25 protein-coding genes and 1 pseudogene are annotated in these 26,776 nt (G+C 41.7%); 12 read left to right on the top strand and 14 right to left on the bottom strand.

Annotated features, from left to right (window positions below; translation table 11 throughout):
* Positions 1-184 precede the first annotated feature (184 nt).
* Positions 185-1,582: an amidase gene (locus LC653_RS00200; RefSeq protein WP_229492058.1), complete on the top strand. Its 1,398-nt coding sequence runs from the start codon at positions 185-187 to the stop codon at positions 1,580-1,582.
* 120 nt (positions 1,583-1,702) lie between these two features.
* Positions 1,703-2,380: a Crp/Fnr family transcriptional regulator gene (locus tag LC653_RS00195; protein WP_229492057.1), complete on the top strand. Its 678-nt coding sequence runs from the start codon at positions 1,703-1,705 to the stop codon at positions 2,378-2,380.
* A 98-nt stretch (positions 2,381-2,478) separates the two neighbouring features.
* Here LC653_RS00195 and LC653_RS00190 read toward each other — a convergent pair whose 3' ends face one another.
* A complete protein-coding gene (locus LC653_RS00190) occupies positions 2,479-3,006 on the bottom strand; it encodes a GNAT family N-acetyltransferase (protein WP_229492056.1) in 528 nt (175 codons plus the stop codon).
* A 40-nt stretch (positions 3,007-3,046) separates the two neighbouring features.
* Positions 3,047-3,847, bottom strand: a complete 801-nt coding sequence (locus LC653_RS00185) for an EndoU domain-containing protein (RefSeq protein ID WP_229492055.1) — start codon at positions 3,845-3,847, stop codon at positions 3,047-3,049.
* Positions 3,848-4,341: 494 nt separating this feature from the next.
* Between LC653_RS00185 and LC653_RS00180 the strand changes: the two genes are divergently transcribed.
* The gene (locus LC653_RS00180) at positions 4,342-4,818 is read left to right on the top strand and encodes an acyl-CoA thioesterase (protein ID WP_229492054.1); all 477 of its coding nucleotides are present in this window, start codon (positions 4,342-4,344) and stop codon (positions 4,816-4,818) included.
* A 92-nt stretch (positions 4,819-4,910) separates the two neighbouring features.
* Here LC653_RS00180 and LC653_RS00175 read toward each other — a convergent pair whose 3' ends face one another.
* The 4 genes from LC653_RS00175 to menA are packed head-to-tail and all read right to left on the bottom strand — an operon-like array spanning position 4,911 to position 8,470.
* On the bottom strand, positions 4,911-6,368 hold the full coding sequence (locus tag LC653_RS00175) for a 2-succinylbenzoate--CoA ligase (RefSeq protein WP_229492053.1): 1,458 nt from the start codon (positions 6,366-6,368) through the stop codon (positions 4,911-4,913).
* Positions 6,353-7,381 (bottom strand): o-succinylbenzoate synthase, encoded by a 1,029-nt coding sequence (locus LC653_RS00170; RefSeq protein ID WP_229492052.1) that lies wholly within the window; start codon positions 7,379-7,381, stop codon positions 6,353-6,355. Before LC653_RS00170 ends, LC653_RS00175 begins: the two co-directional genes overlap by 16 nt.
* A complete protein-coding gene (locus tag LC653_RS00165) occupies positions 7,381-7,542 on the bottom strand; it encodes a hypothetical protein (RefSeq protein ID WP_229492051.1) in 162 nt (53 codons plus the stop codon). The genes LC653_RS00170 and LC653_RS00165 overlap by 1 nt, the downstream gene beginning before the upstream one ends.
* Positions 7,543-7,573: 31 nt before the next feature.
* Positions 7,574-8,470, bottom strand: coding sequence for a 2-carboxy-1,4-naphthoquinone phytyltransferase (gene menA / locus LC653_RS00160; protein ID WP_229492050.1), 897 nt, complete (start codon positions 8,468-8,470; stop codon positions 7,574-7,576).
* Positions 8,471-8,777: 307 nt separating this feature from the next.
* Between menA and LC653_RS00155 the strand changes: the two genes are divergently transcribed.
* Together LC653_RS00155 and LC653_RS47160 are read left to right on the top strand one after the other, a co-directional pair.
* On the top strand, positions 8,778-10,190 hold the full coding sequence (locus LC653_RS00155) for an isochorismate synthase (protein ID WP_229492049.1): 1,413 nt from the start codon (positions 8,778-8,780) through the stop codon (positions 10,188-10,190).
* Positions 10,191-10,455: 265 nt separating this feature from the next.
* Positions 10,456-10,569: pseudogene (locus LC653_RS47160) on the top strand (chorismate-binding protein); the annotation flags it as partial.
* Between the two features lie 43 nt (positions 10,570-10,612).
* Here LC653_RS47160 and LC653_RS00145 read toward each other — a convergent pair.
* Both LC653_RS00145 and LC653_RS00140 read right to left on the bottom strand, forming a co-directional pair.
* Positions 10,613-11,563: an L-lactate dehydrogenase gene (locus LC653_RS00145; protein ID WP_229492048.1), complete on the bottom strand. Its 951-nt coding sequence runs from the start codon at positions 11,561-11,563 to the stop codon at positions 10,613-10,615.
* Positions 11,560-11,853 carry a hypothetical protein gene (locus LC653_RS00140; protein ID WP_229492047.1) on the bottom strand — a complete coding sequence of 98 codons (294 nt, stop codon included), beginning with the start codon at positions 11,851-11,853 and terminating at the stop codon, positions 11,560-11,562. The genes LC653_RS00145 and LC653_RS00140 overlap by 4 nt, the downstream gene beginning before the upstream one ends.
* A 95-nt stretch (positions 11,854-11,948) precedes the next feature.
* On the opposite strand from LC653_RS00140, the gene LC653_RS00135 reads away from it, so the two are divergent.
* Positions 11,949-12,458 carry a GNAT family N-acetyltransferase gene (locus tag LC653_RS00135; RefSeq protein WP_229492046.1) on the top strand — a complete coding sequence of 170 codons (510 nt, stop codon included), beginning with the start codon at positions 11,949-11,951 and terminating at the stop codon, positions 12,456-12,458.
* Positions 12,459-12,521: 63 nt separating this feature from the next.
* Here the strand turns inward: LC653_RS00135 and LC653_RS00130 are convergent, their stop codons facing one another.
* A complete protein-coding gene (locus LC653_RS00130) occupies positions 12,522-13,829 on the bottom strand; it encodes a glutamate-5-semialdehyde dehydrogenase (RefSeq protein WP_229492045.1) in 1,308 nt (435 codons plus the stop codon).
* 411 nt (positions 13,830-14,240) lie between these two features.
* Here LC653_RS00130 and LC653_RS00125 point away from each other — a divergent pair, with 411 nt between their 5' ends.
* On the top strand, positions 14,241-16,232 hold the full coding sequence (locus LC653_RS00125) for a zinc metalloprotease HtpX (protein WP_229492044.1): 1,992 nt from the start codon (positions 14,241-14,243) through the stop codon (positions 16,230-16,232).
* Positions 16,233-16,404: 172 nt separating this feature from the next.
* A complete protein-coding gene (locus LC653_RS00120) occupies positions 16,405-17,484 on the top strand; it encodes a PEP-CTERM sorting domain-containing protein (protein WP_229492043.1) in 1,080 nt (359 codons plus the stop codon).
* 284 nt (positions 17,485-17,768) lie between these two features.
* Here the strand turns inward: LC653_RS00120 and LC653_RS00115 are convergent, their stop codons facing one another.
* Entirely contained in the window at positions 17,769-18,053 is a 285-nt protein-coding gene (locus tag LC653_RS00115; RefSeq protein WP_229492042.1) for a DUF427 domain-containing protein, read from the bottom strand.
* 541 nt (positions 18,054-18,594) lie between these two features.
* On the opposite strand from LC653_RS00115, the gene LC653_RS00110 reads away from it, so the two are divergent.
* Together LC653_RS00110 and LC653_RS00105 are read left to right on the top strand one after the other, a co-directional pair.
* Positions 18,595-18,813, top strand: a complete 219-nt coding sequence (locus tag LC653_RS00110; protein ID WP_229492041.1) for a hypothetical protein — start codon at positions 18,595-18,597, stop codon at positions 18,811-18,813.
* Positions 18,814-19,023: 210 nt separating this feature from the next.
* The gene (locus LC653_RS00105; RefSeq protein WP_229492040.1) at positions 19,024-19,428 is read left to right on the top strand and encodes a hypothetical protein; all 405 of its coding nucleotides are present in this window, start codon (positions 19,024-19,026) and stop codon (positions 19,426-19,428) included.
* A 596-nt stretch (positions 19,429-20,024) separates the two neighbouring features.
* On the opposite strand, the gene LC653_RS00100 is transcribed toward LC653_RS00105, so the two are convergent.
* Together LC653_RS00100 and LC653_RS00095 are read right to left on the bottom strand one after the other, a co-directional pair.
* Positions 20,025-22,220 carry a lytic transglycosylase domain-containing protein gene (locus LC653_RS00100; RefSeq protein WP_229492039.1) on the bottom strand — a complete coding sequence of 732 codons (2,196 nt, stop codon included), beginning with the start codon at positions 22,218-22,220 and terminating at the stop codon, positions 20,025-20,027.
* A gap of 257 nt (positions 22,221-22,477) precedes the next feature.
* Positions 22,478-22,855, bottom strand: coding sequence for a DUF433 domain-containing protein (locus tag LC653_RS00095; protein WP_229492038.1), 378 nt, complete (start codon positions 22,853-22,855; stop codon positions 22,478-22,480).
* Between the two features lie 130 nt (positions 22,856-22,985).
* On the opposite strand from LC653_RS00095, the gene LC653_RS00090 reads away from it, so the two are divergent.
* Positions 22,986-23,465, top strand: coding sequence for a hypothetical protein (locus tag LC653_RS00090; protein WP_229492037.1), 480 nt, complete (start codon positions 22,986-22,988; stop codon positions 23,463-23,465).
* A 320-nt stretch (positions 23,466-23,785) separates the two neighbouring features.
* Positions 23,786-24,430, top strand: a complete 645-nt coding sequence (locus tag LC653_RS00085; RefSeq protein WP_229492036.1) for a Uma2 family endonuclease — start codon at positions 23,786-23,788, stop codon at positions 24,428-24,430.
* Positions 24,431-24,597: 167 nt separating this feature from the next.
* Here LC653_RS00085 and LC653_RS00080 read toward each other — a convergent pair whose 3' ends face one another.
* Both LC653_RS00080 and LC653_RS00075 read right to left on the bottom strand, forming a co-directional pair.
* Entirely contained in the window at positions 24,598-25,851 is a 1,254-nt protein-coding gene (locus LC653_RS00080; RefSeq protein WP_229492035.1) for an FAD-dependent hydroxylase, read from the bottom strand.
* Between the two features lie 135 nt (positions 25,852-25,986).
* Entirely contained in the window at positions 25,987-26,745 is a 759-nt protein-coding gene (locus tag LC653_RS00075) for a YebC/PmpR family DNA-binding transcriptional regulator (RefSeq protein WP_229492034.1), read from the bottom strand.
* Positions 26,746-26,776 lie beyond the last annotated feature (31 nt).

The raw sequence follows: 26,776 nt of genomic DNA, 5'->3' as shown, positions 1-26,776 counted from the left end.
TTCCCCTTGTGCCTAATTCTCCTTGTCCCCAAGTCCTCTTCACCATGCCCCCTTCAAGAACTGCCTCTTCCTTGGGTGGCAAATCTCAGCAGCTATAAAATGTATAGTTCCCGGAAATCCTGCTAAAGTAACAATTTAAGTTTTAAAATCCCAGAGAAAGCCAAAATTACCCATTCACTAACCTATGAATGAAGTTGATTTAGCATTTACCCCAGCACTAGAGTTGGCGCAATTAATTCGTCGCCGGGAAGTATCACCCCTAGAGTTAGTGGAAATATATTTAGAACGGATTGGGCAGTTGAATCCCCAATTAGGAAGCTATTTTACGGTGACGGCAGAATTAGCCATCGCAGATGCTAAAGCCAAAACAGAATTATTGACAACTACCTCAGAACTACCGCCATTTTTTGGTGTACCGATTTCTATTAAAGACCTCAATGCTGTAGCAGGTGTTACGTGTACTTATGGAAATCCAGCATTACTGAACAATATCCCTAATTATGATGATGGGGTTGTAACGAGGATTAAGCAAGCCGGTTTTACTATTCTCGGTAAAACAGCCACTTCAGAATTAGGTTCATTTCCTTACAGCGAACCTACGGGTTTTCCCCCAGCCAGAAATCCGTGGAATCTAGAATACACCCCTGGCGGTTCCAGTGGTGGGGCGGGGGCGGCGGTAGCAGGGGGATTGTGTGCGATCGCTCAAGGTTCTGATGGCGGTGGTTCAATTCGGGGGCCTGCGGCTTGTTGCGGTTTAGTTGGGCTAAAACCATCCAGGGGCAGAGTGAGTAAAGCACCCGTAGGCGAACGCCTCGCTGGAATTGCCGTCAACGGCCCGATCGCCCGGACTGTGGCTGATGCTGCTGCCCTTTTGGATACCATCTCTGGCTATACAACAGGCGATCCTTACTGGTTGCCAGATCCCAAACCATCATTTCTCGTCGCTACTGGGACAAAACTTGGTGCTTTGCGAATTGCCTTTGACACTAGCATTTCTCCTTTGGGAGAAGCTGACGCTAACTGTCAGGAAGGTGTCCGCCAAACAGTCGAGTTATTAGAACAACTCGGCCATCACGTTGAACAGAAATCTCCAGATTTTAGTGGCTTAGTTGAACCATTTCAAATTGTTTGGCAAGCTGGGGTAGCTGCATCAGGACTTCCTGTTGAAGCCTTGCAGCCAGTGAATCGCTGGTTATTTGCACGCACAGGTTCTGTTGCCCAATACCTGCAAGCAGTTTCTCAAATGCAAATAGTGGCACGGCAAATTGTGGCGTTTTTCGATACCGTGGATGTGCTGGTATTGCCAGTTTATTTACACTCACCTATCCGCGTTGGTGAATGGGCATCTCTGAGTCCAGAAGAGACATTCCAAAATATTATTGAGTGGGTTGCCCCTTGTCCGCCTGCAAATGCAACTGGACAACCTGCGATCGCAATTCCTGTAGGCTTTGATAGTAATGGTTTGCCTATGAGTGTGCAGCTAATTGGTAAACCTGCGGCTGAAGCCACACTGATCAGCCTAGCAGCACAATTAGAAGCGGCTAACCCTTGGATTCATCATCGTCCAGCCTTTGCAATATAGCAATCCTAAATCATTTGTGAAAATTTCTGTTGATTCTTCTCTCTGTGTTCTCTGCGCCTCTGTGGTTCGATTAAAAAGTAATTTCCACAACTCAGATAGGATTACTATATAGAGCTAATCATGCAGGCATCCCTAGAACAACTTTCACAAATAATTGTGTTTGCAGGTTTAGAAACAGCAGAAAAAATAAGTTTGCAACCTTACACTCAGGTGCAACGGTATCGCAAAGGAGAGATTATTCTGCATGAGGGCGATGTCTTACCAGCAAAACTCTATGCTGTTGTCAGTGGATCAATTCAAGTTACAAAAACAGCAATGACGGGGAAGGAAACGATTCTCCGCGCCCTAGCTGCTGGGGAAATTTTTGCGGCTCCTGCTTTGTTGGGAAATGGAATTTCTCCGGCAACTGTGACTGCTGAATCTGATTGTGAAATACTCACTGTAGAGCGAGATGCTTTATTAAAAGCTATTGGGCAAAATCCTGAAATTGCATTACGAATGCTGATGGTTTTTAACAGTCGGATTCAGCAATTACATGAAACAGTCCACGGCTTAGTTTCTGAAAGAGCTATTGTTCGACTTGCCAGATTAATTCAATATTTTGCTGCTGAATCTGGAACGGAATCAACTTCAGAAGGCGAGTGTTTAAAAGTCAAATTATCTTATTATCGCATGGCTCGCAGTAGCGGCATTACTTACGAAGAATGTGTGCGGTTAATTAAAAGTCTCAAGTCAGCAATTGCCTATAGTCGGGGAGGGACGATTACAATACTTGATGCAGATAAATTGGATGCGTAGTTTACCGCCGCAGGCATCGCATTTTTTAAGACTCCATAGATAACTAATTACTATCTGCGACTTTCTCAGAAAGTGTGAGCAGAAATGTCAGGTTTTCTTCACTCGTGGTCAAGGATAGCGTAAAGAAAATTGTCGTACCATCTGCCTTTGATTAATTCTTTTTCCCGCAGATGACCCTCACGACGCATACCAATTTTTTCTAATACCCTTACAGAAGCAACATTCTGTGCAACACACCAAGACCAGATACGATGCATTCTCAGTTCTTCAAAGCCGAACTTTAAAATGGCTTGTGCTGCTTCTGTTGCATAACCTTGTCCCCAATACTGAGTGTTTAATTCATAGCCGATATTTGCTTCCCGCATTTCCGGGTCGTTTATACGGATACCACAATTACCAATAAGCTGATTTTCTGCTTTGAGGATAATAGCTAACTGAAACTTTGTTCTTGGTTGCTCTTTTTGCTGACCAATAAACATCTGGACAAACTCACAAACATCCTTTTGTGTGCGATGCGTCCAATAGCTGTAACGCAAGTACAAAGGATCAGATTGATAGGTAAAAACCGCCTGCCAGTCTGACTCTACAAAGTCACGCATTAGCAAGCGGTGTGTTTCTAAGATCATGTCTTTTCTCTATACGCTTATTGCAGACAATCTAGAAATTTTAAATTTTACATTTTGCACCTTGAGGAGTAGCATCAGGATAATAGGTAATGATTGCTTTTTCTTCTCTAACAAAAACTGTAGGAAAGGATTGACCCGTTTCTCGGTCACGTACATTATAAATACACGCTCCTTCATTATTACCTTGGAGTTTAAATATTCTGGTGGCATCTAAAAGCATTTCTTCGGCATTGCTGAGGTAGCTATACCCTTTGATGACATCTGTTACTGTCCTATTTTTCTGCTTAATTACTACACCCATTGTATAAATGACTCCAGGAACAACTTCCTCTCGTCCCTGATTATTTGGCAACCGTCCGCCTATTACTTCATTTTGTAGTTGTAAATATCTGCCGTTAAAATGTAAGCCACCAATATCATTGGCGTTATATATTTCACCACAAAATATATGCTCAAACCCTCGACGTTGGAACCAAATATTGCTTAAATCATCGAGAAATTGTGCTTTATTATTACGTCCAGGACGCAGTTCACCCCCGCTAGCTTGCTGAAGTTTCTGTAACACATCTGGATAATAAGATAACAATTGTTTAAAATTATTAGAACTAACTCTTGTACCAATAGGGCCGCAGAGTTTTAGTACAGCCTTGTCAAAAGGATTTAGGAACGGTGGAGGTGGTGTGATATCTGCCTGTTGCCCTGCGGGGAAACGAACAGGAACTGGGTTATCTACATTATCAAAAAACGGCAGAAGTTGCGTATTTGACTGAGACTGCGCCTTCACTGAATTTTGCCAGCAAAATGAGGAAACCAGTAGCAGAAAAGCAAACACATTTACCATCTGGTTTGATCTATTGGTTAGAGGATTTGGCTGCATAATTTTTAGATTAATTACTTAGACGGCAATATTACATCAAGTTTAATTTAAGGGATAGCATACATTAAAAAAAAATCGTTTTTTTTTAACTAGTTCCGTGGGTTTAAGTCCCCCGGTTCAATAAAAATTTTGTTTTGTGTTGGGGTTAAATCCCCATTACAAAACAAAATTTACGAAAGCGCAGCGGGGCGAAGCCCATTACGAATTACGAATTACGAATTACGAATTATTTAATGTACTGGGTTAATGAATTTTTTTAAAAGTCTGTTTACTTGAAATTTTAAATTATTGATTACCTTGTCTTAAACTAATTAAAGGTGGCGCGTAATATCAATTATGTATGAAGATGTGCTAAATCATAGCGATCGCTTCTGCTAGAATACTTAGTTGCAATATAATTACTTTGTAGAGCAGGCGATAAACCTGCTGTTTTTTTAATATTTAATTAATTGTCAAAAATGCCTTTTACTTATAACCGCACAGTTCGTTTTCAAGATACTGATGCTGCTGGGGTAGTTTATTTTGCTAATGTTTTGGGTATTTGCCACGAAGCTTATGAAGAATCTCTAGAAGCATCAAGTATTAATCTCAAAGATTTTTTTACTAATCCATCTGTAGCTTTCCCCATTGTTCATGCTAGTGTCGATTTTTTGCGCCCTATGTTTGGGGGGGACAAGTTACTAATTAGTTTAATTCCCCAAAAAATAGGTGGTGATAAGTTTGAAATTACTTACGAAATTACAGTGGCTGAGGTGGTAGTCGCTAAGGCTATTACTAGGCATGTTTGTATTGATGCAAGTAGTAGAAGTAAGCAGGAATTACCTGATGAGATTATTCAGTGGTTAGAAACGAACCGCAGAGACGCTGAGAAGCCAGTGCGTTGCGGTGAATCCAGCGCTGTAGGCGGGTTTCCCGCCGTAGGCGACTGGTGTTAGCGTAGCGGTAGCGACGTAGGAGCGTCACCCGAAGGGGGGTTCCCCCCGTTGAAGCAACTGGCGCGGCGCAGAGAGAAGAAAGTCTAGAGAGATTATGTGATGGGATTTTGGAGGAATTCTCTGGCTATTTGCTGTAATTGTTGGCGGTTAATTTTACCTTGGGAGTTGCGAGGTAGATTTTGTTGGGGAATCCAATATTTTGGAATTTTAAATTTGCTGAGTTTGTCTTTGAGTAGGGTTTGGATTTTTAAGGCAGAGGTATTTGATTTTTTGGGAATGTAAATCGCTGTTAAGGCTTGTCCCCAGTGTTTATCTGGGATGCCGATGACACAAATATCGGCAACCAATTGAGTTGCTTGTATAGCTGATTCAATTTCTGCTGGGTAAATATTTTCTCCACCTGTAATAATTTTGTCGCTGTTACGTCCGACAATATTTAAATGACCTTGCTCGTCTAAAAAACCTAAATCATCTACTTGGAAATCAGCTTGATTTTCTCTGGTTATTGGATAGTACCCAAGGGCTAAAGATTGAGCCTGAATGGTTATATTTCCGATTTGACTGGAATTTAAAATATCGCCTTGCTGATTGCGAATAGTTACTTTTGCATGGGGAAGAATTTGACCACTACTAATTTTACCACTGAGGAAATCATCTGGTTTGAGGGTAGCAATTTGAGAGGCGGTTTCTGTCATGCCATAAGTAGGTGCTAACCGGATGCGATGAAATCTGGCTTTTTCTAGTAGTTCGTTCCATGCTGGCGCACCTCCCAGAAGTACAGTATTAAATTGGGTTAGCCATTGAGTTAATTCGGGATTTTGCAGGAGTCTTTGTAACTGCGTTGGAACTAAAGATATTAAAAATTCTGATTGTTTAATATTGAATATTTGACCTGTTTCTACTGCTTTAAATGGCAGAATAGCCAGTTTACCCCCGGTGGTGAAAGAGCGCATAAATTGCATTAAACCGCTAACGTGATATAGCGGTAATACACAAAAAGAATTGACTCGCTTTAGTTGAAAGTATTCTGTAAATCCTTGTACAGATGCGATGAGAGTTTCCCAAGTATGGATAGCAAATTTAATCTGCCCCGATGAACCACCTGTGGGAATCAGGATGAGTGGGGAGTGGGGAGTGGGGAGTGGGGAGTGGGGAGATGAGGGGGATGAGGGAGATATGATAGTAATTTCTTCGCAATTCCGATTCCCTACTCCCCACTCCCCTTCGGCTACGCTCACGGCAAGCCTATTCCCTATTCCCCAAATAATATCTGGCTGTACTAAATCAAAGACTTGCTGCCATTCTTGTGTTCCCCAGTCGGGGTTACAAAGAAAAACTGGACAATTAGCTGCACAAGCGGCAATGAAACTTGCTAAAAATCGTACTGGTTCGCGTTCAGCTAAGATGATTTTTGGTGGTATTCTACACGCTGATAATTGTGTTAGTTCTAAATATAATTCTTGAGCTATTTGATTAAATTGACGGCTGTTGTAACCAATAAGCCAATCATCCTGAGTTAGGTTATTAAGACAGTTTAAAGGTTGTTCCATAGACTTTGAAGCCACGTTTCTTCTTGTTCAAAAAAATGGTCAATGCCAAAACCAACTGCCCTATTGTTTCGGGATAATTCTGCTGCTAGCCGGAGTGCTGCAAGTCTACCGATCGCAGTTTCAAATACTGATGAAAATACAGTATCAATTTTATGCTGGTGGCAAAACTTTCTCAGACGAGATGGCGATCCGACTATCCCAGGCTTAATCACAAAAATCCCTCGCCAACCTTGTTGATAACAGGCGGCGAGTTGCCTAAGTGTAGCGACAGATTCATCTATTGCGATCGTAATTTCATAACTCGTACTCAATTCCAACATCTGCTGAAATTGCTCAACGGGTAAGGGTTGTTCGATAAATTCAATTTCTACAGCTAGTTCTGCATTCGCCTTGAGATTGTCGCAAGTCCGTAGCCATAAGTTAGCTTCCTCATAGGTGAGTCCACCGTTGGCATCTAATCGCAGTTTGGTAAAGTCTGGTAAGGTGTCTATCAGTGACTTCAAAATTTCTAGTTCATCAGCAATCGCATACACACCAATTTTCCACTTAAACGTGTGATATCCCTGCTCCCACAACGTTTCCCATTGATTTAAAGCCGCTTCCCCGGCTGGTAATAAGGCACTGTAGAAAAGTGAGTTGGGAGTAGAGACGCGATTAATCGCGTCTATACAGGAGTTAGGAGTTATAAAATTATCTCCCTCATCTCCCCCACTCCCCATCTCCCACCCTGACTCAAAGCCAAATTGACAAGCAGGTAACTCATCTGGGATGGAGAAAATTATCTCGTCTGTGATTTCTCTTGGGAGTTGGCGACAAAAATCTAAAGCTTGTTCTAGGGTTTCGGAACCGAACCAGCTAATGGGTGCAATTTCTCCCCAGCCGATTTTACCTGATTCATCGGTAAGCCGGAGGATAATCCCCTTACGGATATCCCAATTACCATGATTGGTAGTCAGTGTTCGCAAAAATCTTCGCTGATAAGGACGAAATTCAAATCTGTAGCCATTAGTCATTAGTCATTTTCCCTTTGCTCTAATGCCCAATGCCCAATACAACTCTTGGAGAGGCTGCGCCAACGGCTTACCTCGGCTTCGGTTCCATCGAGCGACTTGTATTGACTTGTACTGAGCGCAGCCGAAGTAGCGTAGTCGAAGTAAGTCGAGATGCTCGGCACAAGTCGCTCAGTATAAGTGCCCCATGCCCAACTAAAGCATAAATCCCAGTCCAAGCAGCAAGCAAGCCCAGAAATGCACCGCTACGGCGATGAATTTACAGTTACTAACTTTGTCTGGCTGGTTGTGATTTTCTTGGACATGGCGGCATAATTTGACAGCAAACGGTAAACTCACCCAACTCAATAACGTCCAAGCTGGAGAAATTCCCAATAGCACAAATAGCAAGGTGAGGGGATAAATGCTACCAGTAAACCAAACTAGGAGTTGGGCCCCTTTTTGAGTTCCCAGACGGACGATAGGCGATCGCTTGCCTGCTGCTATGTCATCCTTAACTTGGTGAAAGTGTGAGCAAAACAAAATTAAGGTTGTGACAATCCCGACAATGACTGAGACTGCTAAACTTGTCATTGACCAAGTTTGGGTTTGGCTGTAGTATGCTGCCTCTACTGCTAAGGGGCCAAAGGCAAAAAAGCAAAGAATCTCGCCTAAACCCTGATATCCTAAGCGAAAGGGAGGCCCTTGGTACATATAGCCTAAACCACAGCATAGTAAAATGATGCCGATAACAGTTAGGTCTTGTTGCCAAAGAGCGATCGCTAATATGCCCAGCAACCCCAAACCTAAACACAAATTTCCTATCCAAAATATTAATGACTTATTGTCTGTTAAGTTAACCAGAGAATGGTGCTTATTTTGATCAATACCTGTTTCGGAATCAAAGACATCATTACTGATATTTTCCCAGGCGAGAATTAAAATTGCCGCAGCTACAAAAGTAGAAAATACTGTACCATTAAAATTTTTAGTTTCAGCAAATGCTACTGCTGTTCCTACCCAAATGGGCATAATGGCAACGCTATACATTGGCGGTTTAATCGCTGCCATCCATAACTTAGTATTGGGATATAAAATCTGCTTGGTTGTCATCAGTCGTGATTAATTAAATTGCCGGAATATTACTCACACTTGAGATTTTATAATTTAAAGAGACGCTAGATATTCATGAGCTAAAAACAACTGCCACTTTGACTGTGGCTCGTTAAGCTTGTGTTGTTAACACTCCACTCTCACGTTCCAGGCTTGGGCTGGAACTGGCTTGTCAGGGTCTGGGAACACCATAAACAACGCAAATCCTACGCTGGTGAAATGACAACTTAATATGTTACCTGTAGAAATACGACCACGATTAATTACACTTTAGGAAGTTAACTTAAAAAAAATTTACTATAGATCCATGACAGTTTCACCATGTCGTAGCAACCTCTTTGTACACAAAGATTTATATCAATTTTTGGTAGCAGTGCAAGAAAAGTGCGTCAAAAATAATTGCAGGCAAATTGTCAGTATCTCTCAAGAGATCGATTTAGTTGACCCTTTACTTGTATTAGATAAACTTACACAAGCAAATGAAATAAATTTTTACTTTGAGGACAAAAGTAAAGGAGAAGCGATCGCGGCAATTGATGCCGTGGCAAAGTTACAAATTGATGGTGTAGCTCGTTTTACTCAAGCTGAACATTTTATCAAATCTTGTCTAAAAAATATAATTAACTTTGGTAACGTTAACCAAGGTTTTTCTGGGCCTCACTTTTTTTGTTATTTCAGCTTTTTTGATAAAAATGCCCAAGTAGATTATCCGTTTCCATCTGCTACCATCTTTCTTCCCCGTTGGCAAGTAGCTGTTAAAAATCAGCGTTGCATATTAGTAACAAATATAATTATCAATGAAAGTGTAAATATTCAAAGATTATTGGAAAATGTGCAAAATAAAATTGAATTTATCCAATCTTTAGAATATTACTCTGCTAATATTGATTTTTTTCCAGCCAAGTTATACAAGAAATCTGTCACGAATGCTACTGGGTTTAAACGTTCAGTAGTATCTGTTTTGGAAAAAATTAGGTCTAGTCATTTAAGCAAGATTGTCCTAGCAGATATATTAGATGTAAAATCAAGCAACCAATTTGACTTAGTTAAATCCTTAAATAATCTTAGGCAAATACATCCTAATTGTTATATTTTTTCTACAAGTAATGGCAAAGGACAAAATTTTATTGGTGCAAGTCCAGAAAGATTAATTAGTATTAATAATCAACAGTTAATCACTGATGCTTTAGCTGGTTCTGCACCACGAGGTAAAACCCCTGCAGAAGATGCAGCTAATGCCAATCGCTTGCTTAATAGTGAAAAAGAAAAGCACGAACATTCACTGGTGCTTGATTTCATTACCCAACGCCTATGCCAGCTAGGTTTGTTACCCCAAATATTAGCACCACGGCTGCGACAATTATCGAATATCCAGCATTTATGGACACCAATCAGTGCTACAGTTCCCGCTAACATACATCCATTAAAGATTGTCGCGCAATTGCATCCTACACCAGCCGTTGCTGGTGCAGCACGAGATGTAGCCTGTGCCGAAATTCGACGTTATGAAAACTTTGAAAGAGGTTTGTATGCTGCACCTCTGGGTTGGATAGATTCTCAGGGGAACTGCGAGTTTATTGTGGGAATTCGTTCAGCATTAATTGATGGCGATCGCGCGAGATTGTATGCTGGTGCTGGTATCGTGGCTGGCTCTGATCCTAACAAGGAGTTTGCAGAGGTGCAACTTAAACTTCAGGCGTTATTGAAAGCGTTAGTTTAAAGTTAATTACTAATCTTGTATGCCAGCTAAAGATATTTACCACAATTCTGTTAGAAACGCCCTTGAAAAAGAGAGTTAGCATATTACCAATGATCCATTTATCTTAAGATGGGGTGCCAATACAGTTCAGTTAGCGCCAAAAACCATAAACTGCGTAGGTTGGGTGGAGGAACGAAACCCAACATTTTCGCGGGTTTGTTGGGTTTCACTACGTTCCACCCAACCTACGATTATCTGATTTTGCTGTTACATAAATTTTAAATCTGGCGATCGCGCGAGATTGTATGCTGGTGCTGGTATCGTCGCTGGATCTGATCCTGACAAGGAGTTTGCAGAGGTGCAACTTAAGCTTCAGGCTTTGTTGAAAGCATTAGTTTAACATTCAAAAAAGGACGTTTTTAAACAGACTATTTGAGTTGATTTTAATTATCCAAAGAATTGTAGGCAAGATTCAGTTTGGTGGCTGACTCTTCTAATAAGCGTTGTTCATGAGCATTTCTTGGTAATACCAGTTGGCGCTCAATACCTTGGGAGCTAATAATACATGGAAGTCCAAGAACAACTTCACTACCAACTCCATACTTAGAATCTGCTCTTACCGATACTGGAAATATCTGCTTTTCATCTCGCAAGATGGTATCAACTAACTGACAAACTACTGTTGAGATGCCATAGCTAGTATTTCCTTTACGTTCAGAAATGTTATAGCCTCGCCTACGGGTTAACTCTGCGTACTCTTCCTGAATTTGCTCCAGCGTTGCTCCTTGTGGGATAGGAAATTCAGTTAACGCAATTACCCCAATAAATGCACTAGACCAAACGATAAATTCACTGTCTCCATGCTCTCCAATTACATAAACATGAACGTCTTGTTTATTAACGTTCAGTTGCTTGCCAAGTTGATATCTCAGTCTAGCAGTATCAAGAACGGTTCCCGAACCAAAAATTAGGTTTTCTGCTCTTGTGGAATTGGCGATTGCAATCCGTGTTAATACATCCACTGGATTGCTAACAATAAGTACGATTGAATTTGGTGCAACTCGATCCAATTCTTTTATTGTTGAACGCATGATCTCTGCATTATCGCTCAATATATCTAATCGGCTTTGTCCTTCTTTTTGCTGCACCCCAACAGTCACGACAATCACATCAGAATCAGCTAAATCTTCATACCGATCTGACGCTATAATTTCTATCTCTTTAAGTAGAGGAATAGTGTCTTCAATATCCCATGCTTGCCCCTCAGCTTTTGATAAGGTTCGGTCAAAAAGGACGACTTTTACACATTTACCGAGTAGCACTAAAGCATTTGCTACGTCTGCACCCACATTCCCCGCACCAATGACACCGACCTTGGATGTTTTGCTACTCATGCCAAATCTATTTTTTTGTAACTGGCCCGATAGGTTAATGTTAACTCCAGAACTAACCCTTTCGAGTCAAGATTCTTGAAGCGATCGCTTCGTCTCAAAGATTTGATGTGTTGACGCATGACAGAATTGATGAGTGTTTTGTGTTCGACACTCTGGAATTGAAACCAAGCTATCATATCTGGATCAATCTGAATTAAGTTCTGTGCTTGAGTTGCTGGCAATCTCAACATTGCCTTCTCGAAAAACTCATCGTTTAATAATGGAATATTCAGAATAATCAATGTCGTCATCTGACATCGATTCCAATGCTTCCCAATTAGGATGTGAGATATTGTTCAAATCGTTGGCGCTCATTATGTTTTAGTTTCAGTATCGTAGATGCTTTATGAAAATCGAAGTGGTAAAAGCTACTCAACAACAGAAGTCAGTGCTGTGTAATTTAATGGAACTATACCAGTATGACCTGAGTGAGATAGAAGCTAAAGATGTAGATACCTGCGGCTTGTTTGGTTATCGATATCTTGATTACTATTGGACAGAACCTGAGCGACATCCATTTCTGGTTAAAGTTGACGAGAAACTGGCAGGGTTTGTACTTATTAATCAGCACACCTATCTTTATCAAGATAACAATGCTATGTCTATTGCTGAGTTCTTTATCCTCAAGAAGTATCGAAGTCAGGGCATTGGGGAACAGGTAGCCACTCACATTTTCAACCAGTTTCCTGGCAGTTGGGAGGTACGGCAGACTGCTTTGAACTTAGGCGCACAAGTTTTTTGGAGTAAGGTAATTAGTCAATACACTAATGGAGCTTTTAACGAGGTTTTCTTAAATGATCATCGATGGCATGGCCCAATTAAAACTTTTGACAATTCAGATAAACTATTAACATAAAAAATACACCGGATAAATCGGTGTATTTCTAGCGTTACTAGAGCATATACTTTTGATGATGTTTTACACTAAATCCTGATGAGTAAAAGCCTTTGCATTAGCCCCAGTGTAAGTAGCTACAATATGACCATCGCCAGTCATTTGATATTTATATGTCACTAATCCTTCTAAACCAACGGGGCCGCGAGGAGGCATTTGTTGTGTACTAATCCCTACTTCTGCACCGAAGCCATACCGGAAACCATCAGCAAATCTGGTAGAACAATTGTGGAATATATTGGCTGAATTTACCAATCCAAAGAAGGTTTCCACTGATGTTGAATCTTCAGTAATAATCGCGTCAGTATGACGAGAACCATATTCGTTAATATGTGCGATCGCACCTTCTAAAGAATCTACAATCTTAATAGACAAAATAAAATCGCTGTATTCTGTTTCCCAATCTATTTCTGTTGCAGGTACGATATTAGGCAAAAGTTCCAATGTGCGTTTATCACCTCTTAATTCCACATGGCGTTCTTGCAAAGCATCGGCAACTTTTGGTAAAAATTCTCTAGCAATAGAGGCGTGAACTAGCAAAGTTTCAATGGCATTACAAACAGCCGGATATTGCGCTTTTGCATCTACTGTAATCGGAACTGCTTTAGAAATATCAGCCGCTTTATCTATATAAAGATGACAAATACCATCGGCGTGACCTAATACAGGAATCCGTGTATTTTCTTGCACAAAGCGGACAAAAGAATTAGAACCTCTAGGAATAATTAAATCTACATATTTATCTAACTTCAAAAGTTCTAGAGTTTCTTCTCTAGTTGTCAACAACTGCACCGCATCAGGGTTAACAGCAGTTTGAGATAATCCTTGTTTAATTGCCTTAACTATCGCTTCACAAGAACGCACCGCTTCCTTTCCACATTTGAGAATCACACCATTTCCCGATTTGATTGCTAAGGAAACAATTTGAATCGCCGCTTCTGGACGTGCTTCAAAAATAATTCCCAAAACACCTAAAGGACAAGTAATTCGCTTCAGAATTAAACCACTGTCAAGTTCGCGGTGAATCTGTACTTTACCGATAGGATCAGCTAGCTTACCAACATCTCGTACCCCAGCGATCGCATCTCTTAATTTATGTTCATCCAACTGTAAGCGTTTATAAAGCGGTTTGGGAATTCCTTCAGCAGTAGCAGCTTCACAATCAGCAACATTTGCTTGTAAAATTTCATCTTTAGCTGATTCTAAAGCTTGAGCGATCGCTTTGATCGCTTGATTTTTTGCCTCAGTAGAGAGAATCGCTAGTTTACTTGCAGCTTGGCGGGTTTGCCCTGCGATCGCAATTAGGGGAGAAGCAATGTTAAGAATAGTCATAGTACAAATCTTTACCTTTTCTTTATCTTATCAATCTGAGTTCACCATTGCTTATCGTCTTCCCCCAATCGGGTGAACCATTTGGGTAATCAATAATTAATCTGATCGGGTGAAGCAAAACTTGGTTTAAAACATTTATTCTGTGATTATCGAACGCAGACAAATTAAAGGTACTAAACTTACAGCACCAAAAATATTATAAGTATTGTTACAGAGCTTGTTTGAAAATCTTAAAAATGATTTATGCGTACCGGAGGCTAGAGAGACATCGTAATGTATGTTTCTCTAGTCTTTTCCTTAAGTAAATAATTTATACTGCTGATATTTGAATTTTTACGAAATTGTGATGACGAACGCTGGATCTATTGAGTATTGATGGATCAAATACCACTCCTATGCTAAGGAGATCCTATGTCATTGCAATCGGGATTAGAAGCCTTAAAAGAAAAACGTTATCAAGAAGCAGTTGAATTACTAGAACAATTCTGCCGCGATTGCGTTGAACGTGATTCCTCAGATTATCTTTCAGCACAGATGTGGCTGATTAAAGCCTATCAAGCCACAGGCGAAATCGAAAAAGCCAAGATTTTGTGTCAAAAGTTAATGATGAGTGAAAACCCACAGGCTCGCAGTTGGGCAGAACAAGCTAGTCAATCCTTCCGCCAAACGCCAGCAACCCAATCTAACGCCAGCCAAAAAGCTGGTCGCGCCGCTACTACAGGGATGAAATTAGCAATGGGGGGTGTGGGTGGTAGTTTGGCGTTAGCTTCTGGTATCACTATGACCTTGCTATTTGGCATGGTCTTCGCTTTAGGTTTGAGTTTAGTATTTATTTTGGGTAGCGACGATCCCCTCCAAGGGCTAGCGATCGCTATTGGTATTACCCTAGTTTTTAATATTGCCGCCTTTTTCCTGTCTCCATTTCTCATGGACTTAACCCAAAGCTGGCTTTACCAAACTCGCTGGGTAGAGTTAGCCGAAGTTGAAACCCTCAGTCCAGAGACAGCTAAGGTTATTCGCCAAATCTGTGAACAGAAAAAGCTGAAAGCGCCCCGTTTAGGCATCATTAACGACCAAAACCCCACGGCTTTTACTTATGGCTCATTACCTAACAGCGCCCGTTTAGTGGTTAGTCAGGGACTTTTTACTTATCTGGATGACGATGAAATTGCTACCGTCTACGCCCATGAATTGGGGCACATCGTCCACTGGGACTTTGCAGTGATGACAGTAGCTTCTACCTTAGTGCAAATTTGTTACTTGATTTACAGCACAGCTAGAAGATTTGGGCGTGGTGGCGATAGCAAAATTAAAGATGCTATGCAAACTGCTGGTCTAGTTGCCTACGTGTTTTATATCATTGGTACTTATCTATTGCTGTACCTCTCCCGCACACGAGAATACTTTGCTGACCACTTTGCAGCCGAAAGTACAGGTAATCCTAATGGATTATCCCGCGCTTTGGTGAAGATTGCCTACGGGATATTAGAAGAAGGTTCACGGACACAAGAACCCAGCCGTTTAATTGAAGGAACTCGCGCCTTGAGTATTTATGACCATAAAGCCGCCGCTTGCACAGGAACCGCCTACCGCATTACATCCGATACTCAAAAAGTTGGTCGCGTCTTTTTGTGGGATATGTTTAACCCTTGGGGCTGGTGGATGGAATTAAATTCCACTCACCCATTGACAGGTAAGCGAGTTCGTGCATTAAGCACCTATGCTGAACAGTTGGGTTTAGCGACTGAGTTCGATATGGGGCGAGTTATTGGAGAAGGCAAAACTCTGAGTAAGAGTAGGCTTTACGGTAACTTCTTTTTAGATGTTGTGCTGTACGGCGCTGAAACTATAGGTTTCTTCGTTGGCTTGGTAATTGGTGTGATTCTGTGGTCAAGTTCTCCAAACACAGGTTTAGCATTTGGTGCGCCACTAATTGGTTTAGGGATGGGGATTATTGTTAAAGCCTTGGTGATGTTCCCCGACTACAAGCAAGCAGCAGAAACTGATATTCTCACCCTGATGTCAGACCCCTACGCCAGTCCGTTGCGCGGACAACCGGCAAAACTTGAAGGTCAACTAATTGGTCGTGGCGACGCTGGTTATAAGTTTGGTTCCGATTTAAAAATTCAGGATCGTAGCGGAATGCTTTATCTGCATTACGCCTCACGCTTTGGCCCCATCGGCAATTTCCTGTTTGGGATGAAGCGAGTCAAAAGCTTGATTGGTGAACAAGTGGGGGCTGTGGGTTGGTTCCGTCGGGGTGTTGCACCTTGGATGGATCTGATTCAACTCCAAAGTGAAAATGGCACCATTGTCAACAGTTACCATCGCTTTTGGTCATTCATCCTTGGTGGTGGATCGATTATCCTGGGAGTGGTCTTGATTATGTTGTTGAGCAGCTAGCTGAGTTTTTAGCCTGCTGTCAAAGCATTTCTCAGTCCATCCAAGCTTTAATTTGTCGGGAGGTAGTTAGTAACTGCCTCCTTAAATCACAGCCAAATACTTTTCAAACAACCTCTAAGACTAAATATCCCCGATTTTCCGAGTTTTGACAAATTAATCCGAGGAGTTTTAAGTGACAAAAAACAATACAAAAAAGGCTGTGGCTCAAGCTATTTCCACAGCCGTTGCTCTGGGTTGGGTAATAATGCAAGTGGAATCAGCACAAGCTGCTACCTTTGTGGTTAACAATCTCAATGATAGTGGCGTTGGCTCGTTGCGAGACACCATCAACATTGCAAATAACAATGACGTAGTAGAGTTCTTATTGGGAAGTCATCCCAGTACAATTAGCCTAACAAGTGGGGCACTTGCGATCGCTAAAAATCTAACTATTAATGGCCCAGGTACTAACTTACTTACCATCAGTAGCAATAATCACTTCCCCGTATTTGACATTAACGCCGCCGATGTTACATTTTCTGGGCTAGCGATCGCTGGTAATATCAACGCTTACAATTCTAGTAACCTAACGTTTATCAATAGCACCATCAGCGGCGACAATCTGAAAATAGATAACCCTACTGGTGAACTGAGGCTTATTAATAGCACTATTAAGGGTAACAATAGTGTGAATATCAATGCTAATGAGCTGACGCTGACCAATGGTAGTGAGGTTAGGGATCTAAGTAACATCGGTAACGCCGGCGATTTAACTATCTCTACTGGTAGCCTAACGATTCTCGATAGCGCCAACATCAATTCTGGGCAAATCAGCAATGGTTCAGGAGGTAACATATTTGTCCAAAGTCCAATTCTTATATTGAGATCACTACTCCAACCAAGCACGATCGCTGGTGGTACTAATAATTCAGGAGTAGGAGGCAACATAAGTATCGACGCCCTTAATGGTTTTATAATCGCAATACCCAACGAACCAAGCGATATCGCTGGTGGTAGCAATAATTCAGGAGGAGGAGGCACCGTAACTATTACAGCCAGTGGCATTATCGGGACAAGAGTACTCGAACCAAGTGCGATCGCTGGTGGTAACATTAATTCAGGAGCAGGAGGCACTTTAACTGTTACAGTCAGTGACGTTATTTTACTGAGAAGAGTACCCGAACCAAGTGTGATCGCTGGTAGTATACTTGCTGGTAGTCTGGCTTGGCTAGCGAAGAGAAAGCAAACAGCATTTCGCAAGGCGAAGGTATAATTCAATACGCTTGGGTTAAGCATTTTTTTCTTCTCTCTGTTCCCTCTGCGCCTTTGCGGTAGCCTGCGGCAAGCCGATGCAGCGTCTACGTTAAAAAATTTGACCTTGATAAAGAGTTTTACCCTTAACCCAAGCGTATTGAGGTATAATCACGTATTAAAATAAATCTGCAAATAGTTAAATACGAAGCCCGCTCAGATTTCTCCTGCGCGGGCTAATTATTTTATGGGCAATTAGTCGGACATTTAATGTCCCTGAAACTAAAATACTTCCAGGAAGCTTTATTAAGCCTCAACTTTGACACCCTTCCAGAAGGCGACATGGCCTTCAATATTCTTAGCTTTCTCCTTGGCGCTGGGATAGTACCAAGCAGCATCTTTATTGATTTGTCCATCAACGTCGATACTGTAGTAGCTGGCGACACCTTTCCAAGCACAACTGCTGTGAGTGTTACTTTCTGTGAAGTACTGCTTGTTAATGGTGTCAACAGGGAAATAATGGTTGCCTTCTACAACTACGGTATTATCACTCTCGGCTAAAACTGCGCCATTCCAAATTGCTTTCGGCATAAGTGAGTTTGCAAATAAACTATACACTTAACATTTTGACACGATCAGCTTATTTTATCCTCCTTAACGCCTAACTGCTCAAATGAATGCTAAGTAAGGTTGATAGAAAACTTTGCGATGCCAATATTAATTATAATCACTTTTATTTATCGAATTAACAATTAAATGTATTTGTTTTTATCAGAAGGATTTTCTAGCATATTGGTATGCAAAGTTAATCAGCTAAAACACAGTTGAATTTGAGTTTATAGCGTAAGGAAAAAAATATATATAAGAGAACATCATAATTACCTATATGTGAGCGATCGCACCTTCTAAAAATGTTAGCAAGCAAGATATTGCATGTTAATTGTTTTTGCATTTTATAAGTTTTTATTTACTAACCTGTCTCCGAATTTCCAAATTTTGATATTTGGAGTAATTTGACTCAGCCGTTTGGGTAATTTAAAAATAAAACTATTCAGATTAATTCAACATTTTTAGGACTCTATTACTAAATTAAACTGAATAATTGTACTTTATTTTAGTTGAGAATAACTCGATGAAACTTTCAAAATTGATAAGTTATGCACAGATTTTTACTTGGATTAATCTACCTAAAATCACTAAACTTCATACAGCCAATAGTAAAAACAGTGGCGCATCAATAAACACAGCCGTCAACTCTGAATCTAGTTATTCCACGAATGTAAATTACCTCAAACCTTTTGATACTGCTTTTATTGCCTATCAGATGATGGGTCTTAGTAATTTTGAATGATCTAAGTTACCTCTGTGCTTTCGAGTTGTAAATTAAATCATTTTAGCAATTACAGTTTTTGCAGCTTTTAGTAAATCATCTTGACTGACGAATTTATGAGGAAAAAATGAACCGATATCGTGGCTTAATACCCAGAGGGTGAGATTGTTCAAAAATAGGATTTTATTACTAGATAACACTAATTAACCTACTTCGACAGAGGAGAAACTTATGAAACTTACAAATTTGATCAATTCTGCACTTATCGTTGCTTGTATTGCTTTTCTACCTGAAATTGTTGGCGCTCAAACAGTTAATACTAACAATAGTGGCGGACAAATCAACACAGATGTCAACTCTAATACTTTACGTACTAATTCCCCAAATGTCAGCTATCTCCAACCTTTCAATACTGCTTTTTTAGCTTATCAAGGTTATTTGAAAGAGCAGGGTATTCCTAGTGGGAGCGCTTTGATATCTGAATACCAAATAGGAAACCTGACTGCAAAAGATGTAGTTCAGGCTGCTGTCAAGGCTAACAAGTTAACAGCAGAAGCTTTAAATGATCCAAGTTATCTCAATGTGGTCGAGTTGCAGTTGAGATCATTCAGTAATACCAATGATTTAGATAACTAAATACAGATTGGCAAAAGTTCGTAACGCAATACGGTTGAGTTAAGCCCAAAAAATAAAAATGTGTAGGTTGGGTGGAGGCTTTGCGTAACCCAACATCCTGATATATGTTGGGTTGCGCTCCGCTCCACCCAACCTACGTCTAATGCACTATTTTGAGTAGACAGTCCACTACGTGCATTTCAAAAATCAAATACTAGTCCTATAGTATCGCCTCACTTAATCATGTTATACCAATTCTGCATGAAGATGCACATAATAAGACCCCCCTGTAGTCCTCCCGATGCTTTGGGGGGACGGCGTAGCCGGGGGGTAAATATATGCAGCTTCACAAAGAAACGGTATTAGGACTTACGCATAAGAGATCCCCCAACCCCTTTAAAAAGCAATACGCTTGGGTTAAGGCTAAAATCCTTTGTTAAATTCAATTTTTTAACGAACCTTATTAGGCGCAGAGAAGCCAGTGCGCCCTTGCGGTTCCCCGACTTGAAGCAACTGGCGCGACACCGAGAGAAGAAAGAAATGCTTAACTGAACTGTATTGGGATATGTGCTTTCCCTGCTCCTGTGCTCGCTACTTGCTCATCCGATTCGGCAAAATCACTGCGTCGGCAATTTTGGGTGTGTAGTTGAGTACTTTGCTACGATGCCAGAAATCTCAGGGTTGTAAAGTCTCAAATAATTCCAATAGTTGCCAAATACTTGACGCACATAATTTTTGGTTTCATCAAAGGGAATTTGTTCAACAAACTCATCTGGGTCTTGTGTAGTTTGAGTTTGCAGCCATTTGGAGACATTACCGGGGCCAGCATTGTAACTGGCGATCGCCAGCAACGAGTTATTGTTATATTGATTGTGGGTATGACCCAAATACCATGTACCCAGCATAATGTTATCGTTGGGATTTTCTAGATTTATTGTTTTGAAATCCACCTTGATTTGCGGGGCGATCCATTTAGCTGTACTCGGCAACACCTGCATTAAACCAGTAGCATCAGCGATGGATTTGATTTTTGGCTCAAACCGTGACTCTTGACGCATCAGAGCAGTTACTAGCAGAGGATTAAGTTTACGCTCAATAGACCACTTTTCAATCTCCCGGAGATAGGGAAATGGATAACGCGCTTGCCAGTAGGTGATTTGTTTGCTCAGAGTCTCATATTGGGCAACTTCTGCTGGTATTTCCCGATCTTCCAATTTAGAAATTTTATCAATTCCTATGAGATTTTCTCCCTTTGCCAGTCGCATCAACCCTTCAGTAAATTGCTCTGCTACAGTTGGCTGAATTTTATTCTGAAATTCTGTCTGCCATTGTAACCAGGCATCGCGGTTTTGACCCAGCAGATACAATTCTTTGAAAGTCTCAGAACCAGCAGGTGGTACTGGACGCTGGGGTGTGATTACTTCGGGGTTCATGACGCGCACGTTGTTAAAGTTGCCAACATTTAGCCCCAGCATCGTTGCGGCTCTCCATGCATAGTATGAGTAAGGAAACTGGCTAACTACATACTCATAAGCAGTTTGAGATTCCTGCTGTTTGCCTAGTGAAGCTGCCCATTTCCCTACCCAAAAGCCTGCTCTCGGAGCCAAAATACTATTGGGGTTGTTGTTGACAATTGGTTCTGCCCATTGCCAAGCACCGACATAATCTTTAACTTTGGCTTTATCTTGGGCAATTTTCCAACGATACTCTGCCGCCTCGTCAGAATCGCCGTATTTGGCTATGAGTAATTGCCACGCCTCACTAGCTGACTTTTGATTATTAGTAGCTCGGAGAGTTTTAGCTTTTTGTACTAGTGCAGTACCAGCTTGTTTGGGAAATTTACTAATTACCTGCTCAAGATAAGGTAAGCCGTCTTTAGGTGTTTTTGCAGTTTCTGCTAACCGTAGTAGTGCAGTTCCAGTTTCCTCGGTATTGGGAAATTGCTGCACTAATTGTTTATAGGTGGCGATCGCTTTTTCTTTATCTTTGCCCCCTATCTGTAACCCCCGTGCAGTGCGGTAGAGGTTACGCGATGTTTTGGGTGCTTTGGCATAAGCATTCGCGGCTTTGAGAAATTGATTATTTTCCCAATAGCTTGTACCAATGAGTTCCCAGTCTTCGGGTTTCAGGGTAGGCTGTTTTACTAGCTGATCCAAAACGCCGACTATGCCAGGTTGGTCATAGGCATATTTAGCCAAAATCAATTGTAATTGTGGCTGATTGGGATTTTCTTGCAAGCGTTTACGAATGATTTCCCAAGTCAGAGGGTTGGAAGGAAATTGAGCGATCGCTATTTCCTGTTGCTTCGGTTGGGCAATCAGATATAGTGCTTTCACTGTGGCCGCTTCTTTGGGATACAGTTTCAACACACTTTGCCTGAGATCCGAGGCTTTGCCGTCTTCGCCCAGCATAGCCTGTGCCTGCGCCTGTTTCAGTAAAATATAGGGCGCGAGGATAGGATAGTCTTTCTCTAGCCCTTGGAGTAAAGCCAGCGCTTTTTGCGCTTGGGTTCTTTCAATGTAATCACTCGCCAAAAGATAACGAGCGCGATTTCGGTCTGGCGATCGCGACTGTCCTGCAATCTCTGCTAGTTTTGCCGCCCGTTCTGGCAGAGATTGTGATATCAGTGGAAAGACGGCTGATTGAGCAATGCTATCCTCTGATGTTTGCTCTGCTTTATTCTGACTCAGTTTGAGCCATTGCCCCAGAGACTTGCCAATCTCAGGTGCTGATACCATTGCCCCAGCTAAAAAGGCAAACAGTGCCGCACCCGCAATTATCGAAATTTGCTTTTTCTGTAGTTTCTTCAGCATGAATACCCGCTGAAAAGTTCCGGTGAATTTCTTGAAACTTTAACACTCCTAGCCATCAGTATTACCAATTTTTAATTTTAGATTTTTAATTTTATGTAGAAAAATACTAAAAGGTACAGAGCAACTAACTAACATTTTATGGAGACAAATAAATTTATTCCTTATTTCAGAGCAAGCGACTTCAGTCGTGGGGTAATAATTACGAATTACGTTAGCGAAGCGGTAGCGAGTCATCGAGCGTCATTATAAATTACGAATTATTTTGACTCCACTGCATGTTTAGCTTTCTGCACTTGGAGTTTTTTCCATAGAGCCTCTTGACCGGGCTTAGGCGGTATCGCGGCAATCTGACTAAGGCGATCTCGGTTCCGTTCTTGCCAATACTGCCGGATTTCTTCTGCTGTTTTCAAAACTTCTTGATACTCAGCTTCAACCTCAGTACGATTCGTCTCAATGTAAGATAGAGCCGACTCCAGTTGCTTTTTTGTCAATGGAAGCCAATTCAAGACTAATTCTGGTGGTCGTCCCGCTACGAGATGATCCATTACGTCATAAATGGTAATGCGAGTGCCTGCGATCGTCAATCCCCGCTCTGTACGGATGATAGCTGTTTGTTCAGTTGATCCTAGAGTCATACCCTCAGATCCTTGAAAATTGATTGCATACTATCCTAGCAAAAAGTCGGGTGGGCATTTGCTTACTACATCTGAGTGAAGCGATCGCTGACAAAATACTACTATGCGTAGGCGTAGCCAGCCGTAGGCATTGCTTCCAAAATACTACTATGCGAACGCCGAAGTAACAAATGCGATCGCCGAAGTAACAAATGCGAACGCCGAAATAACAAATGTGAACGCCGAAATAACAAATGTGAACGCCGAAGTAACAAATGCGAACGCCGAAGTAACAAATGCGAACGCCGAAATAACAAATGCGAACGCCGAAGTAACAAATGCGAACGCCGAAATAACAAATGCGATCGCCGAAATAACAAATGCGATCGCCGAAATAACAAATGGAGTCGCCGAAGTAACAAATGCGATCGCCGAAATAACAAATGGAGTCGCCGAAGTAACAAATGCGATCGCCGATATAACAAATGGAGTCGCCGATATAGCAAATGGAGTCGCTGATATAGCAAATGCGGCGCTTTCAATATATAGCGGTTCCCATTCAGATGCGGTACAACATCACATCACGAGGTGTAGGGGCACGGCAGTGCCCATAGGTGTCAACTTAACGTAAAAGCTATGTCCCGCAAGGAACTGAACTTCCTTGGCTTTTAGCGGAAGTCTTCTGTTGATGACTAAATATAGCCAAAAATCTTTAGTCTACTTCAGTAGACTTTAGCTATCAGCCTTGAACTTTAGTTCGAGGCGGGTGAGGAAGCTAACAGTTAAGCTACTTTTAGCTTAAGTTGACACCAATGGGCAGTGCCGTGCCCCTACGGGTGTACCTCACGTAAACGAGAACCGCTATAAGCGCGTTTTTAACCGTGGTGAAAAAGCTGTCCGCAGTCGCCTAAATTAGAGATAATATTTCCAAAGCAATAACTCTCAAAAGCCATGACTCAAGCCATACCCAAGCTAGTAACCTTTGAGGAATTTGTCGATTGGCTACCCGAAATTCAACGAGTTCGCTACGAACTACATAAAGGAGAAATTGTTGAAATGGCGCAACCAGTAGGGGAACACGAAGAAGTTAAAGGATTTCTAGGTATCAAAATTGCTGTTGAAATCGAACGTCTAGGATTGCCCTACTTCATGCCCAACCAAGTTATAGTTAGACCTCCTGAAAAAGATTCGGGTTACTTACCAGATGTGTTGGTGCTAAACCGTGCAAATCTGGCAAACGAAAAATTATGGAAAAAAGAATCTACTGTTAGTTTGGGTGCATCAATACCTTTGGCAATTGAGGTTGTATCAACCAACTGGCGAGACGATTATTACTTGAAGTATGCTGAGTATGAAGAGATGGGTATCCCGGAATACTGGATTGTCGATTATGCTGCCTTGGGTGGACGTAATTTTATCGGCAATCCCAAACAACCGACAATCACCGTGTGTAACTTAGTTGATGGGGAATATCAGATAAGTAAGTTTCGAGATAGCGATGCCTGCGGCAACCCCTCCGGGGAACGCATTATTTCCCAAACTTTTCCCGAATTGAATCTCACCCCAAACCAGATTTTTCAAGCTGCTGTGGTGTAGCTTTTAACAGTGAACAGTGAACAGTGAACAGTGAACAGTAGAGAGTGATCTATTTATCTCGCAAGTTTTTGTCCCCCACCAAAAGGAGCAGGCGTTGGTGGCGCAACATTTATCCCCCACAGTATGCCTGATAACTGATAACTGATAACTGATAACTGATTTAAGCCTTATCGTTTTGCCAATTCTGGAGTCCGTCCCTTCAAGCCAATCATCAACTTCAGCATAAACACTTTTAATACAGGGACTCGCTGCAAAAACCATAAACCCAGGCGACGCACCACTACCACAGGTAAGAAGTTATTAGAAAACATCCGATCTAACAAATCGGTGAAACCTAAAATTGTCAGGTTCTCTAGCTTGCGCCAGCGTTCATAACCTTTAAGAATTTGAATGTCGCCAATATCTTTACCCGCTTGGTGCGCTGTTTGGATTACTTGCGCCAAAGCTGCTGCATCCCGAATCCCCAAATTTAAACCTTGTCCACCCACAGGATGGCAATTGTGCGCCGCATCACCAATTAATGCCAGTCGGGGGAGAACATAGCGATCGCTTTGCATGAGTTGTACCTGGAATACAAAGCGATCGCCTAGTAATTCCAATTTCCCCATCTGATCGCCATAGCGACGGGTAAGTTCTGCCAAAAATTGCTCATCATCTAAGGCACATAAAGCTTTTGCTTCTTCGTGAGGGGCTGTCCATACAATGCGGCAACGGTTTCCCGGTAAAGGTAAAATCGCAAAGGGCCCGCTAGACCAAAATCTTTCGTAAGCGGTGTTATTGTGGGGTTTTTCTGGTTTGACAAATGCTACGATGCAAGACTGCCAATATTTCCAGCCAGAGGTTTTGATACCAGCAGCTTGACGAATTGGCGATCGCGCCCCATCTGCTGCTATCAGTAATTTGCTGCGAACTGAGTATAACTGATCGGCAACTTTAATATCTATCGCTACTATATCTTTCTGGTATTGCGTATTTACCACTTCAGCTGGACACAGATAAGTCACATTTGCACAATCTTGGACAAACTCTTGCAAAGGCTGCAATAGCGCTTGGTGTTCCGCCACATAACCCAATGCTGTATCTATATCATCTGTGGTAAATTCCACCACATTGGGATAATCGGCATCAGAAAGACGAACTCGGCAATATTTGGCTATTTGAGGCAACATTTTGTCCCAAACTCCAATTCCTTGGTAAATTAGCGACGAAAGCTGATGAACTGCGTATGCTTGCCCTTTAGCTACGGCTGCTGATGCCACTTTCGCTTCAATCAGCAAGACACTCAAGCCAGAATCTTTTAAAGCAGAGGCTAGAGTTAAGCCAATAATCCCACCACCGACAATTACCAAATCATGTTCATATCCCCGCAAGTCTGGCGGTGTAGGTTGAGGGGAAATTTGCTCAAGCTGCGTTAGGGCCATTGTTAAGTTAGGTTACAGCGTCTTTAACTTTTATTTTGACGCGATCGCGCCCCCTTGGGCAAGTTAATTAAAAAAAAACCGTTGATTGGTAGGGATTTCAACGGGGTTAAATAATACAATTATTTTTGTAAATGATTAAGAAATGCTGAGAGCCATTAATTCTTCTGATATTTCAAAGTTAGCTGTGACATTTTGCACATCATCCAAGCCTTCTAGAGTATCAATTAACTTGAAAAGCGATCGCGCCTGATCTGGATCAGTAACTTCTACACTATTACTGGGAATCCAGCGCAATTCGGCATCAGTTACCTTAAAGCCTTGATCCTTGAGTATCTGGCTAAGGGTTTCTAAATTGCCTATGTCAGTCAATACCTCAGCCATCTGATCTTCAGTCATCTCATAAGATTGGGCACCGCCTTCAAGGGATGCTTCTAAAAGTTGTTCTTCGTCAACCACACCCTGCACTACACAAACGCCTTTTTGGTCAAACATCCAGCTAACGCAACCTGTTTCGCCAAGATTGCCACCATTTTTACTGAAAGCTACACGCAAGTCAGCAGCAGTGCGATTGCGATTATCTGTGAGGGCTTCAATTAAAATCGCTACACCACCAGGGCCATAACCTTCGTAGCGAATCGCTTCAAAAGTAGCATTATCGCCGCCAGAAGTGCCTGCACCTTTAGCGATCGCTCGTTCAATATTATCATTGGGAATACTCGCCGCCTTTGCCTTGTCAATTGCCGTGCGAAGTTGAAAATTCAGCGCCGGATCTGGTACGCCACTTCTAGCCGCAACGATAATCGCCCTAGACAACTGAGTGAAGGTTTTTCCCCTTTTTGCATCTACTACCGCTTTTTGGCGCTTAATATTTGCCCATTTACTATGTCCTGCCATAATCTGAAATTATCAAAACTCTATTTAAGAT

Source organism: Nostoc mirabile CHAB5784 (assembly GCF_020829645.1).
Lineage (GTDB): Bacteria > Cyanobacteriota > Cyanobacteriia > Cyanobacteriales > Nostocaceae > Nostoc > Nostoc mirabile.
The sequence above is the reverse complement of the archived record's forward strand: the minus strand, read 5'-3'. Positions and strand labels throughout refer to the sequence as shown.

Bases quoted from the DNA above. Each gene is read 5' to 3' on its own strand.
- LC653_RS00200 (WP_229492058.1), top strand. From the start codon at position 185: ATGAATGAAGTTGATTTAGCATTTACCCCAGCACTAGAGTTGGCGCAA.
- LC653_RS00195 (WP_229492057.1), top strand. From the start codon at position 1,703: ATGCAGGCATCCCTAGAACAACTTTCACAAATAATTGTGTTTGCAGGT.
- LC653_RS00190 (WP_229492056.1), bottom strand. From the start codon at position 3,006: ATGATCTTAGAAACACACCGCTTGCTAATGCGTGACTTTGTAGAGTCA.
- LC653_RS00185 (WP_229492055.1), bottom strand. From the start codon at position 3,847: ATGGTAAATGTGTTTGCTTTTCTGCTACTGGTTTCCTCATTTTGCTGG.
- LC653_RS00180 (WP_229492054.1), top strand. From the start codon at position 4,342: ATGCCTTTTACTTATAACCGCACAGTTCGTTTTCAAGATACTGATGCT.
- LC653_RS00175 (WP_229492053.1), bottom strand. From the start codon at position 6,368: ATGGAACAACCTTTAAACTGTCTTAATAACCTAACTCAGGATGATTGG.
- LC653_RS00170 (WP_229492052.1), bottom strand. From the start codon at position 7,381: ATGACTAATGGCTACAGATTTGAATTTCGTCCTTATCAGCGAAGATTT.
- menA (WP_229492050.1), bottom strand. From the start codon at position 8,470: ATGACAACCAAGCAGATTTTATATCCCAATACTAAGTTATGGATGGCA.
- LC653_RS00155 (WP_229492049.1), top strand. From the start codon at position 8,778: ATGACAGTTTCACCATGTCGTAGCAACCTCTTTGTACACAAAGATTTA.
- LC653_RS00145 (WP_229492048.1), bottom strand. From the start codon at position 11,563: ATGAGTAGCAAAACATCCAAGGTCGGTGTCATTGGTGCGGGGAATGTG.
- LC653_RS00140 (WP_229492047.1), bottom strand. From the start codon at position 11,853: ATGACGACATTGATTATTCTGAATATTCCATTATTAAACGATGAGTTT.
- LC653_RS00135 (WP_229492046.1), top strand. From the start codon at position 11,949: ATGAAAATCGAAGTGGTAAAAGCTACTCAACAACAGAAGTCAGTGCTG.
- LC653_RS00130 (WP_229492045.1), bottom strand. From the start codon at position 13,829: ATGACTATTCTTAACATTGCTTCTCCCCTAATTGCGATCGCAGGGCAA.
- LC653_RS00125 (WP_229492044.1), top strand. From the start codon at position 14,241: ATGTCATTGCAATCGGGATTAGAAGCCTTAAAAGAAAAACGTTATCAA.
- LC653_RS00115 (WP_229492042.1), bottom strand. From the start codon at position 18,053: ATGCCGAAAGCAATTTGGAATGGCGCAGTTTTAGCCGAGAGTGATAAT.
- LC653_RS00110 (WP_229492041.1), top strand. From the start codon at position 18,595: ATGAAACTTTCAAAATTGATAAGTTATGCACAGATTTTTACTTGGATT.
- LC653_RS00105 (WP_229492040.1), top strand. From the start codon at position 19,024: ATGAAACTTACAAATTTGATCAATTCTGCACTTATCGTTGCTTGTATT.
- LC653_RS00100 (WP_229492039.1), bottom strand. From the start codon at position 22,220: ATGCTGAAGAAACTACAGAAAAAGCAAATTTCGATAATTGCGGGTGCG.
- LC653_RS00095 (WP_229492038.1), bottom strand. From the start codon at position 22,855: ATGACTCTAGGATCAACTGAACAAACAGCTATCATCCGTACAGAGCGG.
- LC653_RS00085 (WP_229492036.1), top strand. From the start codon at position 23,786: ATGACTCAAGCCATACCCAAGCTAGTAACCTTTGAGGAATTTGTCGAT.
- LC653_RS00080 (WP_229492035.1), bottom strand. From the start codon at position 25,851: ATGGCCCTAACGCAGCTTGAGCAAATTTCCCCTCAACCTACACCGCCA.
- LC653_RS00075 (WP_229492034.1), bottom strand. From the start codon at position 26,745: ATGGCAGGACATAGTAAATGGGCAAATATTAAGCGCCAAAAAGCGGTA.